This window comes from Vibrio sp. 1S139 (assembly GCF_041439475.1).
Lineage (GTDB): Bacteria > Pseudomonadota > Gammaproteobacteria > Enterobacterales > Vibrionaceae > Vibrio > Vibrio crassostreae_C.
In genome coordinates this window covers 46,575-64,014 of sequence record NZ_JBGOOD010000002.1, presented here as the reverse complement: position 1 = coordinate 64,014, position 17,440 = coordinate 46,575, and the positions used below count along the sequence as shown (strand labels likewise).

17 protein-coding genes and 1 pseudogene are annotated in these 17,440 nt (G+C 44.2%); 15 read left to right on the top strand and 3 right to left on the bottom strand.

Translation table 11 applies throughout. The annotated features are described in order from the left end of the window. The first annotated feature begins 179 nt into the window (after positions 1-179). Both phhA and ACED46_RS01140 read left to right on the top strand, forming a co-directional pair. A complete protein-coding gene (phhA, locus tag ACED46_RS01145; protein WP_086969075.1) occupies positions 180-974 on the top strand; it encodes a phenylalanine 4-monooxygenase in 795 nt (264 codons plus the stop codon). Then, positions 964-1,302, top strand: coding sequence for a 4a-hydroxytetrahydrobiopterin dehydratase (locus ACED46_RS01140; protein ID WP_048610196.1), 339 nt, complete (start codon positions 964-966; stop codon positions 1,300-1,302). Before phhA ends, ACED46_RS01140 begins: the two co-directional genes overlap by 11 nt. Before the next feature lie 164 nt (positions 1,303-1,466). Here the strand turns inward: ACED46_RS01140 and ACED46_RS01135 are convergent, their stop codons facing one another. From ACED46_RS01135 to ACED46_RS01125, 3 genes are read right to left on the bottom strand one after another with little or no spacing between them, the layout of a single operon-like run. Next, complete coding sequence (locus ACED46_RS01135; protein WP_371720758.1) at positions 1,467-2,330, bottom strand: DUF4435 domain-containing protein; 864 nt, start codon at positions 2,328-2,330, stop codon at positions 1,467-1,469. A 4-nt stretch (positions 2,331-2,334) separates the two neighbouring features. Continuing rightward, positions 2,335-3,174, bottom strand: coding sequence for an AAA family ATPase (locus ACED46_RS01130; RefSeq protein ID WP_371720757.1), 840 nt, complete (start codon positions 3,172-3,174; stop codon positions 2,335-2,337). 38 nt (positions 3,175-3,212) lie between these two features. Beyond that, complete coding sequence (locus tag ACED46_RS01125) at positions 3,213-3,680, bottom strand: AAA family ATPase (RefSeq protein ID WP_371720756.1); 468 nt, start codon at positions 3,678-3,680, stop codon at positions 3,213-3,215. A gap of 447 nt (positions 3,681-4,127) precedes the next feature. On the opposite strand from ACED46_RS01125, the gene ACED46_RS01120 reads away from it, so the two are divergent. The 13 genes and pseudogenes from ACED46_RS01120 (at position 4,128) to ACED46_RS01060 (ending at position 17,393) form a co-directional block, all read left to right on the top strand. Then, positions 4,128-4,337, top strand: coding sequence for a DUF3283 family protein (locus ACED46_RS01120; protein ID WP_004732615.1), 210 nt, complete (start codon positions 4,128-4,130; stop codon positions 4,335-4,337). Between the two features lie 96 nt (positions 4,338-4,433). After that, the gene (locus ACED46_RS01115; protein ID WP_017057670.1) at positions 4,434-5,150 is read left to right on the top strand and encodes a YebC/PmpR family DNA-binding transcriptional regulator; all 717 of its coding nucleotides are present in this window, start codon (positions 4,434-4,436) and stop codon (positions 5,148-5,150) included. Positions 5,151-5,337: 187 nt separating this feature from the next. Further along, positions 5,338-5,502, top strand: a pseudogene (locus tag ACED46_RS01110) (LysR family transcriptional regulator); the annotation flags it as partial. Between the two features lie 12 nt (positions 5,503-5,514). After that, entirely contained in the window at positions 5,515-6,390 is an 876-nt protein-coding gene (locus ACED46_RS01105) for an NAD(P)-dependent oxidoreductase (protein ID WP_371720755.1), read from the top strand. Positions 6,391-6,850: 460 nt separating this feature from the next. Further along, the gene (locus tag ACED46_RS01100; protein WP_102320952.1) at positions 6,851-7,531 is read left to right on the top strand and encodes a hypothetical protein; all 681 of its coding nucleotides are present in this window, start codon (positions 6,851-6,853) and stop codon (positions 7,529-7,531) included. Between the two features lie 66 nt (positions 7,532-7,597). Continuing rightward, positions 7,598-8,296 (top strand): ABC transporter ATP-binding protein, encoded by a 699-nt coding sequence (locus ACED46_RS01095; protein ID WP_371720754.1) that lies wholly within the window; start codon positions 7,598-7,600, stop codon positions 8,294-8,296. After that, on the top strand, positions 8,284-9,582 hold the full coding sequence (locus ACED46_RS01090; RefSeq protein ID WP_065583959.1) for an ABC transporter permease: 1,299 nt from the start codon (positions 8,284-8,286) through the stop codon (positions 9,580-9,582). The genes ACED46_RS01095 and ACED46_RS01090 overlap by 13 nt, the downstream gene beginning before the upstream one ends. After that, a complete protein-coding gene (locus tag ACED46_RS01085; protein ID WP_371720753.1) occupies positions 9,575-10,351 on the top strand; it encodes an outer membrane lipoprotein-sorting protein in 777 nt (258 codons plus the stop codon). Before ACED46_RS01090 ends, ACED46_RS01085 begins: the two co-directional genes overlap by 8 nt. A 9-nt stretch (positions 10,352-10,360) precedes the next feature. After that, on the top strand, positions 10,361-11,653 hold the full coding sequence (locus ACED46_RS01080) for a hypothetical protein (RefSeq protein WP_371720752.1): 1,293 nt from the start codon (positions 10,361-10,363) through the stop codon (positions 11,651-11,653). Then, positions 11,653-12,687 carry a sensor histidine kinase gene (locus ACED46_RS01075; protein WP_017061259.1) on the top strand — a complete coding sequence of 345 codons (1,035 nt, stop codon included), beginning with the start codon at positions 11,653-11,655 and terminating at the stop codon, positions 12,685-12,687. Before ACED46_RS01080 ends, ACED46_RS01075 begins: the two co-directional genes overlap by 1 nt. A 72-nt stretch (positions 12,688-12,759) precedes the next feature. Then, positions 12,760-13,608, top strand: coding sequence for a LytTR family DNA-binding domain-containing protein (locus ACED46_RS01070; RefSeq protein ID WP_017065100.1), 849 nt, complete (start codon positions 12,760-12,762; stop codon positions 13,606-13,608). A 239-nt stretch (positions 13,609-13,847) separates the two neighbouring features. Then, a complete protein-coding gene (locus ACED46_RS01065; RefSeq protein WP_371720751.1) occupies positions 13,848-16,622 on the top strand; it encodes an insulinase family protein in 2,775 nt (924 codons plus the stop codon). Between the two features lie 306 nt (positions 16,623-16,928). Then, positions 16,929-17,393, top strand: coding sequence for a hypothetical protein (locus ACED46_RS01060; RefSeq protein ID WP_017072340.1), 465 nt, complete (start codon positions 16,929-16,931; stop codon positions 17,391-17,393). The last annotated feature ends 47 nt before the right edge of the window (positions 17,394-17,440 follow it).

Below are 17,440 nucleotides of genomic sequence, written 5' to 3'. Positions count from 1 at the left end.
GTTAACGTTTTCAGTCTGGTATTTAGGTTTTACAAAGTCAAAAGTTCAGCAAAATAAGCGCTTGGTGGAATTGTGTAAATAAAATGTTACACGATCGCTTGTTTCGAAAAATCGCGCAAATTGGCGCTTATAAGGAGTGGAGATAGGCTTAAAGTGAGACATTCGAAAGGAGGAGTGTAATGACTCAATATCATTCTAAGCCCGTGAGCCAAGAGGGATGGGTTGAGTGGAGCCTCGAAGAAGACGCTATTTGGCACGACTTAGTGAAAAGGCAACTGGACGTGATTAATGACCGCGCATGCGATGCTTATTTGCACGGTTTGACCTTGCTGGATCTACCATTAGACAGAGTTCCCCAGCTGCCAGAGATAAATAAAGTGCTAATGGAAACAACCGGTTGGCAAGTTCAGCCTGTGCCTGCATTGATCGATTTCGACCGATTCTTTGATTTGCTCGCCAATAAGAAATTCCCAGTTGCGACATTTCTGAGAACGCGAGACGAGTTCGATTACTTACAAGAACCTGATTTCTTTCATGAAATTTTCGGCCATTGTGCCATGCTCACTAATGCCGATTTCGCGGCTTTCACTGAGCATTATGGAAAACTAGGCCAAGCCGCCACATCTAAACAGCGCGCTTATCTTGCCCGTTTGTATTGGTTTACGGTTGAGTTCGGTTTAGTAAAAGAAGGCCAACAACTGAAAATCTATGGCGGTGGCATTCTTTCGTCTCCAGCGGAAACTATGTATGCGTTGGGAGGGGATTTGGCCGTTCGCGAGCGGTTCGATCTGCAAACGGTTTTAAGAACGCCTTATCGTATCGACATCATGCAGCCGAAATATTACGTGATCGACGAGCTATCTGAGCTCTTTAAAATCAGTCAGAAAAACCTATTACAGCAAGCTGATCTCGCCATCGACGCGGGGTTACTACCACCACTTTTTGAACCCAAGGAACCAACACATGTTGAATGAACAAAAATGCGAAGCCTGCAGTATCGACGCGATTGCTCTCAATAAAGATGAACAACAATCTTTACTGTTGGAGTTGTCTGATTGGCAGATCATCGAAAGAGACGGCATCCCGCAGCTTGAGAAGGTGTTCAAGTTTAAGAACTACAAACAAGCATGGGCATTCAGCAATAAAGTGTCAGAATTGGCAGAAGAAGAGTTCCATCATCCTTCGATCTTATTGGAGTGGGGCAAAGTCACCGTCACTTGGTGGAGCCACTCAATCAAAGGCTTGCATAAGAATGATTTCATCTGCGCCTCACGCTGCGATGTGTTCGCGGTGAGTGAATAGTTTTGTAGGTTAGAAGTTACTCTTGCAACCTCTGTGATGCGATTAACTCATTATTCGGCTCATTAGGTGAGTTGAATAATGGCTTGAACGGCTCATAGTATGAGTGTGACGACTTCGATATTTTCCATTTTAAATATTAAAAACCCGCTTATAGCGGGTTTGTTTTATACATTGCTTGGGATTGCAACTGAATTTCGACATTCGGCTATTCTATCGAGTGGCGTTTTCATCGCTAGTCTCATTTTGAAATTAAGGTCACTCATCGATGTTTTGACCGTAGATCTTGATTTAACTTTTAACAAAGGGAAAATATAGTCTTTTCCTGACACAACATCTAACTTAGAGCAGCCAGATTCAGCAAAACGAGTCAGTATAATATCTCGAGTAGAGTTAAATACTTCCGTTCCAAATTCAGTCTTCAAATCGTGGTTTATACTCTCTATTCTAGCTTCAACTTTTTCTTTCGAAAGGTTTCCAAACCCATCTTGAACCAAATTCTTGACTTCATAAGCAACTGTTTGAACGGTTGGTTTTAGTTTCATTGAGACAGCATAAACAATGAATAAGTCAAAGAGTAGATTTAAGTTGTTGCGTTCCCAGTTGTCAAAATCAAATTTTTCTATTAACTCATCTTTAAATAGAATAATTTCCTCTTCATCAAGAATGTCAATAATTGCATTTTTCTCACAGAGCAAGTTCTCAAAGCAATAAAAAGGGAACTTATAGAAACCATTTTTATTTTCTATGGTGTCACCCGTTAAGATAAATAAATCACCATCAACTACATAAAGTGTAGGTCTCGTTATCGATTCAATATTTTCTTGAAAATTTTTAATAACTTCCTTTCGAGATCCCAAAGGAAAAACTTTATCGACTCTGAATTGCCCCGTAAATTTACGTGAGAATATAGTGGATAGGAGTTTCTCGTAACCCAAAGCTGTGTCTTCAACAAATATATCAATATCATTCACTTCTTCGAAAAACTTACTCCGAGCAGAACGTGCTGCAATACTTCTTTCTAATGCCATAAATTTATCTACACGTTACCACTTTATTTTTATGAGACGCTACAATCTCTGGGGAGTGAGTAGCAAGTATAAACTGAGATTTTTGATTTATATTAAATATTGTCTCTGTAAACTTGTCTTGCCAGCCAAGATGTAATGATAGTTCTGGCTCATCAACTATGAATACAGACTTCCCGCTTCTTCTATTAAAATACGCGTGAGCAAATATAATTAATAATTGTCGTTCGCCAGAGGATAGGCTTTCGATAGTACATTCTTGACCATCTGGCCTTATCACATTTAGTTGACCAACTGCATTGACTACCAGTCGTTTATTTGAGTCTGTATAAAACGAGTTAATAGTATCTATAAAGTTATTAATTGGGTTGAAAAGCTTTTCAATTTTGGTGTTATGCTCGTCAATAATCTCTACTATTCTCGACATTCTTTCTATTTGAGCTTTGTTTAACAGCCAATCAACTGAGAGCCCTTTATCCATTGTGGACAGTTGTTCAAACAAGTCAGTTACCTTGTTAAAAAATTTGTCAACTTCCTGACTTAGGCTTGAGTTTTCAAGACCGATATTGGAAAGAGCATCTCTTATTTCATTTTGCCTCTTTATTAGACCTTGCTTTTCTCTCCAGTTATTTATTTGAGTTGTTCCATCATTAGTGAAAGATTCGAAATCATGAAATTGGAATACAGACAATAGAATACTGTCTCTCAAACGATTTGACTGGTTTTGTTCTAACTCACGAACTCTTCGATATGTACTTTGAACAAGAAGTTCAGTTTCCATTAAACTAGTACCTAAAGAGCCGGTGATTAGCCTTTTTGGATTTGAAACTGCGTGCTTTTTTTTCATCCAAAGTTGTCGTTCGTAATAGTAATCAGAGTGATTGTTTACTTCATTACTTCATTACTTCTGCGATCAAGACCTAAGAATATAGGTGACTTGATTTTGGATATCGTGTTGATGACAGGGTGATTCATGAATTGGCGGTTCAAATCATCAACTAATTCATCAATCTTTCCTTCTTGGTGTGAATAGTAATTTGATTCAATCCCTGACAGTGAGGAGAAAATAGCTAGATCTTTCTCACAGCTGATTCCTAAACACTTTTCATTTCCCATGTCATTACAATAGATTTTAACTTCTCTGCCTTTGTCTTCTAGAATTAAGCTAATACTTTCAAATTGTACTTTTAGCAATTCTTTAAAGTTTGGTGTAACAAGTGCGTTCATTAACTTTAGCGCTGTCGTTTTACCAGAGCCATTCATCCCGACTAGAAAACTGACATCTTTATAAAAATCGATTTCAAAATCCAAGTAGCCAAAAATCTTACTACCTCTAAAGCCCTTTACTAACATTAAATCAAACTCCTAATTTAAGGTATGGTTGCCCGTATTGCGATTATGTTATGCCACTAATTTATATACATCAATGTAAATAGTCACTCATTCCGTCTTTAAAAAGAGAACTGAAGCGATGAGTTAGATTTTTACGTACCTCGGAATTGAGGAATCTGTTTTACTTTTAAACAAATTTACTAGCTGTAATGTTGGTTGTGTTTCAAAGTGGCAAGCGTACGGCCCATCAAAGTAGTATTAAGCCTTAACTTCCATATTGAAATATCAGCCATATCTTTTGTTGTTTAACTACTTCAGCCAAACACACTTTCCCAAACTAGCTTGACCTGCATCAGCGACTTGCTGCTTTCTCGTCCGACAACCCCCACTATTGCTCATAGTATTGGTTTTATGAGGCTGCTCTATGATATATTTCTCGGCCAAGCGTATTACAGACGAAGGCTAATAATGTCTATCAACCTTTCACTCCTTCCACCCAGTGAGAAAAATAAAATCGAACTGGATAAGCAAGCATCGTTTCTTGTATGGAAACTGAAGCAAGCGAAATGTGGCCCTGAAGCCATTGTTGAAGAAGCAATGAAGCTAGGTGACCCAGAAGAAAAGGCTTGGTTTGATCAGTCTGTAGAAAAATACAAACGGGTAATGGGTGTCGCATAAACGCAGACAAACCTTGCCCAGCAGTGCTGTAGAATTGAAATGACACAGTAATTTGCTAGAATTTGCACCGTTAATTGAATCAGAGAGAAGATCCCGATGGGAAGAAGTTTTGAAGTGCGCAAGGCCTCAATGGCGAAAACTGCAGGCGCAAAAATTAAAGTTTATTCTAAATACGGTAAAGAGATTTACGTACTGGCTAAGAACGGCAGCTCTGACCCAGACATGAACCTACCTCTTAAGCACCTGATTGCTAAAGCGAAGAAAGACCAAGTACCAGCTCACGTTATCGACAAAGCGATCGATAAAGCGAACGGCGGCGGCGGTGAAGACTTCCAACCAGCTCGTTACGAAGGTTTTGGCCCAGGTGGCACAAGCGTAATCGTTGACTGTCTAACTGACAACGGCAACCGTACTTTCCAAGACGTTCGCCAATGTTTCGTTAAAACTGGCGCGAAAATCGGTGTTGAAGGTACTGTTTCTCACATGTTCGCTCACCAAGCTGTATTCCAGTTCAAAGGCGAAGATGACGAGATCATCCTAGAAACGCTTATGATGGAAGACGTAGACGTGACTGACGTTGAGCTAGAAGACGGTGTAATCACTGTATTCGCTCCAACGACTGAGTTCTTCAAAACGAAGACTGCACTAAACACTGCGTTCCCAGAGCTAACGCTAGACGTTGAGGAAATCACTTTCGTTCCTCAAACAACTACGCCAGTAGCTGAAGAAGATTCTGAGAAATTCCAGAAGTTCTTAGACATGCTTGACGACTGTGATGACGTTCAGCAGGTTTACCACAACGCTGAGCTGTAATATCAATCTATAATTGATAGCTTTGCTCTTGTGAGTAAATGTAGAATACAAAAAACCGAGCCTAGTGCTCGGTTTTTTTATGAACGTTATACCTGATTTTCCTTGATCATCGTTCCATAATGTACGGCTGACAAAGCGTTCTCTGGTCGCGATTTATCGCTGAACTTCATTATATTGTTCGTCTTATCCCGACATGAATCTGATTTAAGTACTCCCTGAGTATCATCGGGGTGATCGCCAAGCGTATTTAGTGTACAAAGAAAGAAAATATCAGCCAAAGGCTTTGACCCTGCTTATTGATGCACTGATTGAGAGTGTTCGATCTTTTCATAGCGATGGTTTGGTCAAATAAAAGGAGAAAGAAATGAAAGTAAGTTTTATCGGGCTAGGCGTTATGGGTTTCCCAATGGCAGGCCATCTAGTCAAAGCCGGTTTTGAAGTAACGGTATTTAACCGCACTCACAGTAAAGCGCTAGACTGGGCTGATAAACACCAAGGTAAAGCGGCAGAATCTGTGGCTGAATGTGTAGCGGAAGCTGACGTGGTATTGGTTTGTGTGGGTAACGATGACGACGTACGCAGCATGACAACCAGCGAAACAGGCGCATTGGCAGCGATGAAGCCAAACGCGATTCTTGTCGATCACACTACAACATCTGCAGTCCTGTCTGAAGAGCTTGAAGTGGCTGCGAAGCAAGCAGGTATTCGCTTTATGGATGCACCTGTGTCTGGTGGTCAAGCGGGCGCAGAAAATGGCGTGCTAACCATCATGTGTGGTGGTGAACAAGCGTTATTTAATGACCTTCAACCTGTGTTCGAAGCTTACGGTAAGTCGTCAGTTCTTATGGGTAACGTCGGCCAAGGCCAACGTGCGAAAATGGTTAACCAGATCTGCATTGCAGGTGTATTGAACGGCTTATCTGAAGGCTTAGTGCTTGCTGAAAAATCAGGTTTGGATATCCAAACGCTAGTTGATTGCCTTAAAAACGGCGCAGCAGGTTCATGGCAGATGGAAAACCGCGCGACCACAATGGCGCAAGATAAGTTCGATTTTGGCTTTGCCATTGATTGGATGATCAAAGACTTAGGTTTCTGTCTAGATGAAGCTGAGCGCCAAGGCATCCAGCTTCCACTGACTGAAAAGACCAACAACGCCTACAAGGCACTGTCTGCCGAAGGACAAGGCCGCATGGATACATCAGTATTGATGAAAGCCGTGGTTGAAGAGACAAAGAAGTAGAAAGATCGAAGTAATAGGAACTTCGTTTAGATAATTAAAAATAGCCGCGGATTAGCGGCTATTTTTTTGGTTTGAGCTCTGCCGAGTGCGTTAATCCAAAATAAATCCCCTCCTAGCCTCCCCTTGATTCATATGTAGATCCCTTGCTGATCGTGGAGAGGGGAGGAATAGAACATCGATCGTTAAAAGTGTCGATATATGTTCAGTGCTAAAGAAAGTTCTCCCCCTCTGCTAAAGATCTAGAGATATTGATGAACCCAGATTGAGGGGGAGTTAGAGGGGGAGGTAACTATGGCTAATTATGCGAATAGTGTTCGTCTAGTTCCTATAAGGTTGAGACCCCACTCACACCGCCTCTCAACCATTCACTCCTCATTATTACCATTCGTCGCATTGGTAAAACTGCGCGACAAATTCTAGTTAACCTTTCAACGTCAACATTTGAAAGGGATTAGAAATTATGACTACTTCACACTCATTTAATTCAGGCTCTACCGCTTCTCTGCTTAAGCGTTCATTACTGATTGCACTTGTTTCATTCGCACCCACTTTGGTGCAGGCCAACCCGAGTTCAGACGTGCTCGATATCTATAACCAAGCCGCGCAAGGCAATGAAGATTTGGTTGAGGTGGCGTATGAACGCCTTAACGAAACCTTACAACAAGACGGAGCGACACCACTGACCTTGGTTTACCTCGGAAGCACAGAAACCCTGATGGGGCGTGATGCGTTCTTACCTTGGAACAAGATGAAGTATGTGGAGAAAGGCTTATCAACCATTGATAAATCACTGGTGCTGCTAAAAGACGAAGACCAACCGATTCATGAGCAACCTCGTGTTCAAGGGCTGCCAGATTCTTACTTAACTCGCGCAATGGCCGCGGTGACTTACACCTCGCTACCAGACATGTTTAACCATTTTGATCGTGGTTATGACCTGTTCCTCGCGTTACTCGCGGAAGATGATTTCCAACAGCAACATTTCGCTGCGACATCGTGGATTTACCGTTACGCCATTACTGCATCGATTCGTGCTGAGGACTTCGAGCAAGCACAGGTGTGGCTTGAAAAGATGGAAAACACCGATGCTGGCAACATCGAGACAATGACGGCGAAAGCCCTAATAGCGAAAGCCAAATAGCGGTTTACTAAAGCTCATTAACAACTGCGAACGCTTAAAAATTATGGGTCAGCGGAGGACAAAGGAATGATTGAATTTAAAGATATCTGCAAAGCATATGTCACAGGCGGTCAACGTGTTGATGCATTAAACGGGGTCGATGGCCATATCCAGCGCGGTGAAATGGTGGCGTTGTGTGGCCCGTCGGGTTCTGGAAAAAGCACACTTTTGAATATTCTTGGTTTGTTGGATATGAGCTATCGAGGACAGATCAATATTGATGGCCAACCGTATCCGACAGAGCAAATCGCCGCTGCACGCTTTCGCCGTCAGTCGTTGGGTTTTGTATTTCAGCGCTTCAATCTGGTTCCAGTGATGACGGCACTTGAGAACGTGGCCTACCCATTGATGTTGAACCAATGTTCGAAACAAGAGCAGCAGACCAGAGCACAAGAGATGTTGGAGCGTGTTGGGCTAGGCGAATATGTACATCATCGCCCAGACAATCTTTCAGGCGGCCAGCAGCAACGTGTCGCGATAGCCAGAGCGCTAATCCACAACCCAAGCTTAGTCATTGCCGATGAGCCGACCGCTAGCTTAGACAGTCACACCGCCAACCTTGTGATCGACATTATGAAAGAGCTCGGCCACGAAATGGGCACCACCTTTATTGTCGCAACGCATGACCCAAGAATGGCGCAGCGTTGTGACCGAGTCATTGAACTTATCGATGGTCAACTGGCACTACAAGCCACAGCAATGGAGGCAATCTCATGGGCAAGTTAACACAAAGAATGAGCACTTTTTTGCTTCCTACCTCGGTGCGTTTGGCGTGGCTTAATTTATTGAGAAACGGTCGCCGTAGTCTGCTTTCGGTATTGATCATCGCAATTGCCGTATTTGCGCTGACCTCGGCTGGAGGTTATGGGCTTTATACCTATGAATCTCTGCGTGAATCGACCGCGCGCGATACTGGTCATCTTACTTTGAGTACGCCGGGATATTTTGAGCAAGATGAAGACATGCCGCTGAGCAATGGTCTAGACAATGTTCAAGCCCTAACCAAGAGCATTATTGGCGACAGCAATGTGCGTGGGGTGCAGCCGCGAGTCTATTTTAGTGGTTTGGTGTCTAACGGAAGCAAGTCGAGCATCTTTATGGGAACAGGCGTTAATGAGCGCGAGTTCGACATGAAAGGACCTTTCCTTGACGTGCGCAGCGGTCAAACTCTCTCTGATGTGAAATCTCCCAGATACGACAGCCAAGAGCCACAAGTGATGCTGGGAACCGACCTTGCTCGCAACCTCAAAGTTGCGGTTGATGATTGGGTGACACTGCTCGCCACCACCAGTGACGGCGCATTGAACGCTTTTGATTTTAAGGTGCAGGGTATTTACTCGACAGGAGTGCCTGAGCTGGATAAGCGTCAGTTATACGTACACATCACCACTGCCCAAGAGCTTTTAGCGTCAGACAAAGTCAGTACCTTGTCGGTGTTTCTATTTGAAACAAGCAAGACCTCGACCGTTCAACAGCGTATCCAAACAGCTTTAGATCGAAATAGTGCGAGCCAAAGCGATCAAGGCACAGAGATCGAGATCACCCCGTGGCAAGATCGCGCGTTTTTCTACACCAAGGTGAAAGATCTTTACGACCGTATCTTCGGCATCATGGGCGCGGTGATGGCATTGGTAGTGTTTGTGTCGTTGTTTAACACCATGACCATGTCGGTGACCGAGCGTACTCGTGAAATTGGCACCTTGTCGGCACTAGGCAGTTACCCGTCTGAAATCGTCGCAGGTTTCTTAAAAGAGGCGGGATTGTTGGCTGTGATTGGCAGCGCGATCGGCGCGTTAGTGAGTGGCTTCGTGTCGGTGTTATTGCTGGTGGTGGATATCCAAATGCCACCACCTCCCGGCAGAACCGAAGGTTACCCACTCAATATTTACTTCTCATTGGAATTGGTTGGTTACGCCACCCTGGGTGTACTGACGATCTGTTTGCTAGCCGCTTATTTCTCTGCTCGCAAAGGCGTAAATAAGCCAATCACGGAGGCGCTGGTTTATGTATAAATTTACTCGTTCACTCACTATTTTAGGTTCTGCGTTGGCTCTAGCATCGGCACCAAGCTGGGCTATCGATTCACAGCAAGTTACCGAGATGATTGCTAAGGCAGACAGCTACCGTTTGAACAGCGAACAGGCATCAAAAGTGGTATCTCTGGTCGCGCTATATCAAGACGAGCAACTAGACAAAACCCGCGAATACAACGTCTACACAAGACCAAACCGAGAGTCGCTGGTCGTGTTCAAGTCGGCGGTCGAGGCGGGTCAAAAGATGCTGATGATAGAGGACAACTATTGGTTACTGATGCCGAAATCGCGCCGACCTATCCGAATCACACCAATGCAGAAACTCTTGGGTGAAGCTTCGGTAGGGGACATTTCGACGCTCACTTGGAGCGAAGATTACCAAGGTAAGTGGGTTGCCGAGCAACAGGTTGAGAGGTCGACTGGCGAGACATTCGATACTTATCATCTAAAGCTAACGGCGAAAACCAAGGGTGCCAGCTATCAATCGATTGATCTGTGGTTAACGGCAGACCGAGCGTTTCCTGTTAAAGCGGATCTGTATCTGCGTTCAGGTAAGTTAGCCAAGCAAGCTTGGTTTACTGAAGGCGTGCGAGATGGCTTGCCAAGTGTAGTTTCGATGACTTTGCTCGATAAGATTCAACCAAGTAAGAAAACCGTGATTGAGTACCGCGAGGTAAGCGAACAAGCTTTAGCGGACAAATACTACAACCCTGCTTACTTATCACGTAATAGCGTGTCTGGGCTTTAGGTGGGTGCCATGAAAGCTTCTAGTCGTCGATTCCACATCAAGCCTTTAATCGTTACTTTCCTTGTGCTGCCTTGTATGAGTAATACGACTCAAGCGGACGATCTGAACCTAGCCTGGGACTGGCAATTGAGTGCTGAGGCCGTTGAATCGAGAGAGTCGCCATTTAACCCTTTCGTATCTGACAATCGCCAGTCACTCAATGGTTTTTTGGATCTTGAGGTTGGATATGACAATTGGCTTGGCCTGTTTGCAATGAAAGCCAACGACATTTTGAGCAATGACCCACAGGGGAATGAGGCGAGCTTTGAATCGGAATTCATTGTGCGCGAGCTGTTTTGGCAAGGTGGTGTTGAACTGTCTAATTCAGCGTTCGGTGACCACTATCTTGATGTCACGCTTGGCAAGGTTCGTTTGGATTGGGGCGTGGGCTATGGCTATCGACCGTTAGACATCATCAAACCTTATCGACAAAACCCAGTGGGCATTGTCGCAGAAGAGGGCGCAGGTGTTGCCTCGGCGTCACTGTTCGATATGACGGGCGAATGGACACTGCTTTACAGCGATTCGTCATGGACTTCCCAAGACGTAAATGAATTCGAAAAGCAGAATCAGCAACAAGGCTTTGGGATACGTCGTTACAATCTGGTTGGCGACCACGAATATCAATGGATCGCTTATTACGACGATGTACGCCACGGCTTGCTTGGAGCGAGCTTGGTGTCGGTATTAAATCTCGCGTGGGAGTTTCACGGTTCGATGGTTTATCAGCGACAAAGTTTGGGTTACAGCCAGCCTAACTCACTGCATAAACCGGTTTATCTTGAAGAGCAGGGCGAGGCTTATCAAGCGTTAGCAGGATTAACATGGGCCAATGACACGGGCCATAATGTGGTGCTGGAATACTGGTTTGATAGCCGTGCTTGGAGTCATTCTGAGTGGCAAAGCGCGATAGAAAGTGCAGAGTCTTTGTCGGTTAATCCGATGACATCTTCGTTGGTAGGTTCTTATGCGCAAGGCTATCAGCACGCCAATTTGGTTCAACACAACATCATGTTTCATTGGTCTCTGGATTCGACACATGGCTGGCTTGAAGATATCACGCCAACATTCGATGTCATGTTGTCTCCTCAAGATGGCGGTTTTATTGCGACTCAGTGGCTCAATTATCAGGCTTTAGATAATGGCAATTCATCGTTGGATTTGGAACTTGCTGCACGCTTTCTAGGTGGTAAAAGTGATTCTGCTTACGCCAGTTTACCCGATAGTCATATGATTCTCTTAAATATCAAAGGACGATTTTAATGGACACTTCTTCAAACAGTCGATTTTCATGGATTAAGAGTTTCGCGTTCACCACGCTATTTTGTGTTCTTATTGCGATTACAACCCATACGATTTGGGGCGGCGGATTAACGGTTAACCTGGCAATCAGTTTTGGCTTTGGCTACAGCGCCGTGGGTTCTTCTTTCATCTTGGTGAAGTTGTTTAAGAGGACATCTCGAACGCTTGAGGTGGGTATCTCAATGGTGATCGCGATGACCTTTGGTACCTTGAACGCACACTATTGGTTGAACGGGTATTTCGGGGCTAATATCTCGGACCTTAAATCTGTAGTCTTGCTCGGTGTGATCTTCTGTTCGGTTTGCTATTACTATTTCTATACTCGGGAGCAGCAGTTACGTGCCGATAACGAATTGGAAGTGGCCAAGCGTCGTCAGGCCGACCAAGAAAAGGTGGTGGTGCTAAGCCAGCTTAAACAACTGCAAAGCCAAATTGAACCGCACTTCTTGTTCAACACGCTTGCGACCATCAATGTATTGATTGAGAGTGACAGCGCGAAAGCCAAGTTGATGCTCGAAAAACTGACTGACTTATTACGTGTAACTCTGAAAAACAGCCGCACCGAGCAATCGACCATCGCACAAGAGGTCGACTTGTTAGACGCTTATCTTAATATCCAAAAGATACGCTTGGGTGAGCGCTTAACGTTCTCGATTGAAATACACGAGATTAGCGATTTGCAGGTGATTCCACCGTTCTTGATTCAACCTTTGGTCGAGAATGCACTCACGCACGGCATCGAGCCCAAAGCCGCTGGTGGCCAAGTGAATATTCGTATTACTCAACAAGCACAGCAGCTAAAAATTGAAGTGGCTGATAATGGCGCTGGGTTGAAAACGCCTTCTGCGAATACGGGTCACGGTGTTGGGTTAAGCAATATTCGTCAAAGAATCGAAACCCTGTATGGTGATAAGGCGAGCCTAACGATTACTGAACACGCTGAAGGCGGGGTAGTCTCGACGATCTTGTTACCGTTGACTGAGGCAGCCGCCTAGAATTACAGATCAGAAAACACCGAACAGTGACGCAAAATAGACGATTTACAGTGTGAATTTAAAGGACTAACCATGAACAACCCAACAGTACAGCCGAGCGTAACGGCGATAATCGCAGACGATGAAGCACTGTTAAGTCACCACTTAGACAAGAGCCTTGCTGAGGTTTGGCCGGAGTTAGAAATCGTCAGTAAAGCACAAAACGGTTTGGAGGCGATGCAGAGTATTCAGCAGCTTAAGCCCGACGTGGCTTTTCTCGATATTCGTATGCCGGAACTGGATGGTATCTCTCTGGCGAAACAACTCAACAAGTTAGATTCACCGCCATTGATTGTGTTTATCACGGCTTATGACGAATACGCGGTCAAAGCTTTTGATCACAATGCGATGGACTACCTGCTTAAGCCAATCAATGAAGAGCGTTTACTGGCCACATGTCAGAAAGTGCAAGCGCGTCTGTCGAGCAATCAAACACAAACAGGTACCACGCCAGAACAGCCCGATATCACGGCGTTAATGGCTCAGCTTCAACAACTATCCCAGTCGACGTCACAGCAAACGCAGCCTCCTTATCTATCGGAGAAAAAGTATCTCACATGGCTCAAAGCCAGTGTAGGGGAAGACATTCACCTAATCGCCGTCGATGATGTCGCTTACTTCAAAGCAGAAGACAAGTACGTGTCTATATTTAAGAAGGGTCAAGGGGGATCGCTAGAGGAGTATATTCTTCGCGTGTCACTAAAAGAGTTGATAGCGCAACTCAATCCTGATGAGTTTTGGCAAATCCACCGTTCAGTGGTAGTGAAAGTTTCCGCCATTGATAAGGTGAAGAAAGGGCTCTCAGGTCAGATGTCGGCGTATGTGTCAGGGGAAAAGCTACCGATCAGCCGTGCCTCGCAAGCGTTGTTTAAGGGTATGTAGAGAACTGGCTGAAATTTATGTAGCTTATTGATTTTAAATAGATGTAGTTAGCGAGTCTAAAATCGATTTAATAGGCTCTTATCTAAATGCCTATTTAAATGAGCACAGCGATCTTACATAACGATTGGTGATTTATAAAATAAAGATCTAGATCACAAAGATACTCATCAGGTTCAATATTAAATAATAATCATTAGCTCAATCTGTATATTGTCGATGAATGACATTAAGAGATTGTTATGAAAACATATTATTTAGCGACGGCTCTATGCCTCACCTTAGTTGGCTGTAGCTCAACATCAAAAACTACCGAAACGCCAATCCAGCCGGATCCGGCATGGACTTCAGGCCAACTAGAAAATGGCCTTACTTATCATGTTTATCCAGATCATGAAGAATCCGTATCTGTTCGTTTAGTCGTGCACGCCGGTTCGATTCAAGAGACTTCTCAACAAGAAGGCTACGCGCACTTCTTGGAACACATGGCATTCAATGGCAGTAAAAACTTCTCTCAGAACGATGTGATTCGTCTATTCGAAGACGCAGGCGCTAGCTTTGGTGCTGATATTAATGCCTACACTTCTTATGAAGAGACGGTCTACCAGTTAGATTTGCCAGATAACATCCAATTGCAGTCTGCTTTGACGTGGATGCGTGACATTGGTGATGGCCTGGATCTATCAAGTTCAGAAGTCGAAAAAGAAAAAGGCGTGGTTCTTGGTGAGTTCCGTATGGCTCGCCTCGATGATAAGTCATTCGGAGATATATATTATGATTACTTCGTTGAAGGCGGCCCGTACGAATCGCAAGATGCATTAGGGACTAAATCGTCGATCGTGAATGCTACTCCTCAAGGCATCAGCAACTTTTATCAGACTTGGTATCAACCTCAAATAGTTGAGCTGGTCGTTTCTGGTGATGTGGACATCAAAACTGTGATTCCACTTATTGAAGAAAAGTTTTCTAGCTGGGAGCGTGGCGATACGCCGAGACCAGAGAAACAGAAAATGACCTCATTCAATGAAGATGATTATGTTGAGTACGCAGGAAGAGAAGCGCCAAGCATCACTCTGACGTTTAACCGAGGTTTAAATAGAGTTGAAAATCATGCTCAGCAGCATCAACGTTGGTTAGATGAAACCTCTCAACAGTTGATTCGACAACGATTAGAAGCAGTATTTAATGATGCCGCGCTGCCGACTCAATGGATAGCGTCTGATGGCTATCGAATGGGTGCTCTGCACTATTCGGCAATAAGTGTTGGGTTTCCGGCTGGAGACCGTGAAGTAATCCAACAAGATCTGCTTTCTACATTGGCGTCATTGCGTTATTTTGGTGTTTCGGAAACGGATATTGTTGGCGAACAGCACTACTATCAAGACTTACTCGACAACATCGAGCATGACTGGGATAAAATGGATAGCGTTGAACACGCGAACTACAAAGCGAGTGCGTTAGTCACAGATCGAATCGTCCAATCACAGAAAGACTATCAAGTAAGTTTGGAAGCTTTCATTGCTAACTTGAGCCTTGAAGTGATTAACGACAACATCAAGAATCTACTTTCTGATGATTACTTTATTGTTATTGGGATGGACGACTCTGAAGACAGAACAGCGATCATCAACTCTCTCGATAGTTTAAAAGCCACGTATCGCGAGGCGGGAGTTCCGCCGCTTGCGATTGGAACAGCGAGTGCTTTTGCTGTACCTAGCTCGCAAGGCGAGGTTGTACTTGCTGAACAAATGTCTATTGACCCATACATCCAAAAGTGGACGTTAAGCAATGGCATCGACATGTGGTACCTGCGTGATTATGAGGCAGGTGATGATGTTGGGGTGATGTACATGAGCCTCGGCGGAAAAGCCGCTTTGGATCCGAGCTTGTACCCAGCTGTTGAGGTTGCGTTACCTACCTTCGCTCGAAGTGGTGTCGGTGAGTTTACGGGCTCTGAGCTTTTAGCGTACTTTGATCGTGAAAATATTAGCGCCGATTCTTTCATTGGTAATACTCGTCATGGTATTGAATTTAATATCAATAAAGACGGACTTAAAGATACGTTTGCTGCGCTTTATACCTTCATAACTGCGCCTAAAATTGTTCCCGAGCAGTTAGAGGCAGTGAAACAGGAGTTTGTACAAGGTCAAGAATCTTTCTTGAGCAGCCCTGTCGGTCAGTTTGAGCGCGCAAGAAACCAGAATATCTATCGTCAAGACAGTGGCCACCTCTTTGTTGATAAAGAACGTGTTGAAGCGGTTTCTGTGGAAGACGTCGCTAATCTTCATCAGCAATTGTTTGGTCAAATGAGGCATAACCAATTGGTGATTGTGGGTGACATCGACCCAAGTGAATTAAAGCCTTTGGTTGAGCAATACTTGGCTTCGATTCCATTAGAAAAAGCTGAGGTTCCTGAATTTAAGGTGGCTTACAAGCAGCCATCTGAATCACGCATTGATTTAGCGATCAACAATGTGAATAGTGCAGAGTACATCTTACGAGTCATCTCTGAACCTGAAGCCGAAACCGACCAAGGCGTAACGGCAAAAGATATCTTCACGGAAAACTTGCTAGAACGACTGCTGGCGGCTCGTTTAGATGCTTATATTCGTGAAGAGTTGAGCTTAGATTACTCGCCATATACGTATTCATCATCCGCAGATAGTGAGCTGAGTGGTGAGTGGGTTATCGGGGCGATGGTAGCGCCGGAGAACGTTGACCAAGTTGAAGTGGCGATCGATAAAGTGATTGCAGACCTTTTACAAGGCGTCTCTGAAAAGGAAATGCACGCAGTCGTGAAACAGTTTGAAGCGGACTTCACGCCTCTCGAGACGAGCTCTATTGACCAAGCATGGTATCTGTCTCGTTATTTACTTCATGGTTACGATATCGAAGCTTTGTCTCAAGTTGAGCGAGTGGCGAGGTCGATTACTGCGGAAGACATGAATCAACTTGTCCAACGCATCTTTGGTGAAGATAGCCGTAAGGTTAAGAACATCATGCGTCCTAAAGCCTAAAGCCTAAAGCCTAAAGCCTAAAGCCTAAAGCTTGAAACCAACAGAAAGAGACAACTCAAAGCCAAGCGAGCACCGCTTGGCTTTCTTGTTTTCCCACCATTCATAACGTCTATGCCTCACCTGTTGTTAAGCCGTTTTAGATCTATGTAAATCTAAATTTTGAGATCGCTTAATCGGTTGCATCGTATCATTTTCTAAAAAAATGTTTTAAATCAAGACAGCGTTTCATTTGTATTGTAGATTGACGATCTACGAGAATGTTGTTTGGATATTAGATTGCTTAAACTGGGTACCCGATTAGTCTTAATGTTGTTTTTACTGAGCTTTGGCTTAGTGAATTCTAACGGCTATTCGTTTCCTTCTAAGCCATTTCAAATATACTCGGCTCAAGAGCAATCTTCACAGAATGATCTTTGTAAACAAGCTGATACGGATAATCCGTCGAGCTACTTAGAGTGCGATAAGGCTCAGTTTGGCACCGTGCCTTCTGGTGACAGTTCTAACTATCACGACACCGAATCAAGCCTTCAAGCAGCAAACTTCAGACGTATGCTCAGTAACGAGCAAGAAAGCGTGGCCGATCTTGAGCCTGCTTATCATCTACTGATTGACTTCTCTCCCCCCTCAATACTGGCTTCCCTGCTCTTCAACACGCCGTTGTTGGATTCCAAGCTGCACTGGACCAGTATTGTGAGTTCTCCGTCCTCCCGGCTTTCTGGGTGGAAAGAGGGCAACATCCAATACTCGCATTTCCGAGAACTTCTTAGCTAATCGTTTGACCCTAAATTGGTCGTATCGATGGTCAATTGTGCCCGTTG

Coding starts and splice junctions, on each gene's coding strand:
- ACED46_RS01105 (WP_371720755.1), top strand. CDS start 5,515: ATGAAAGTAAGTTTTATCGGGCTAGGCGTTATGGGTTTCCCAATGGCA.
- ACED46_RS01065 (WP_371720751.1), top strand. CDS start 13,848: ATGAAAACATATTATTTAGCGACGGCTCTATGCCTCACCTTAGTTGGC.
- ACED46_RS01115 (WP_017057670.1), top strand. CDS start 4,434: ATGGGAAGAAGTTTTGAAGTGCGCAAGGCCTCAATGGCGAAAACTGCA.
- phhA (WP_086969075.1), top strand. CDS start 180: ATGACTCAATATCATTCTAAGCCCGTGAGCCAAGAGGGATGGGTTGAG.
- ACED46_RS01080 (WP_371720752.1), top strand. CDS start 10,361: ATGAAAGCTTCTAGTCGTCGATTCCACATCAAGCCTTTAATCGTTACT.
- ACED46_RS01140 (WP_048610196.1), top strand. CDS start 964: ATGTTGAATGAACAAAAATGCGAAGCCTGCAGTATCGACGCGATTGCT.
- ACED46_RS01135 (WP_371720758.1), bottom strand. CDS start 2,330: ATGGCATTAGAAAGAAGTATTGCAGCACGTTCTGCTCGGAGTAAGTTT.
- ACED46_RS01130 (WP_371720757.1), bottom strand. CDS start 3,174: ATGAAAAAAAAGCACGCAGTTTCAAATCCAAAAAGGCTAATCACCGGC.
- ACED46_RS01090 (WP_065583959.1), top strand. CDS start 8,284: ATGGGCAAGTTAACACAAAGAATGAGCACTTTTTTGCTTCCTACCTCG.
- ACED46_RS01070 (WP_017065100.1), top strand. CDS start 12,760: ATGAACAACCCAACAGTACAGCCGAGCGTAACGGCGATAATCGCAGAC.
- ACED46_RS01085 (WP_371720753.1), top strand. CDS start 9,575: ATGTATAAATTTACTCGTTCACTCACTATTTTAGGTTCTGCGTTGGCT.
- ACED46_RS01060 (WP_017072340.1), top strand. CDS start 16,929: ATGTTGTTTTTACTGAGCTTTGGCTTAGTGAATTCTAACGGCTATTCG.
- ACED46_RS01075 (WP_017061259.1), top strand. CDS start 11,653: ATGGACACTTCTTCAAACAGTCGATTTTCATGGATTAAGAGTTTCGCG.
- ACED46_RS01120 (WP_004732615.1), top strand. CDS start 4,128: ATGTCTATCAACCTTTCACTCCTTCCACCCAGTGAGAAAAATAAAATC.
- ACED46_RS01095 (WP_371720754.1), top strand. CDS start 7,598: ATGATTGAATTTAAAGATATCTGCAAAGCATATGTCACAGGCGGTCAA.
- ACED46_RS01125 (WP_371720756.1), bottom strand. CDS start 3,680: ATGTTAGTAAAGGGCTTTAGAGGTAGTAAGATTTTTGGCTACTTGGAT.
- ACED46_RS01100 (WP_102320952.1), top strand. CDS start 6,851: ATGACTACTTCACACTCATTTAATTCAGGCTCTACCGCTTCTCTGCTT.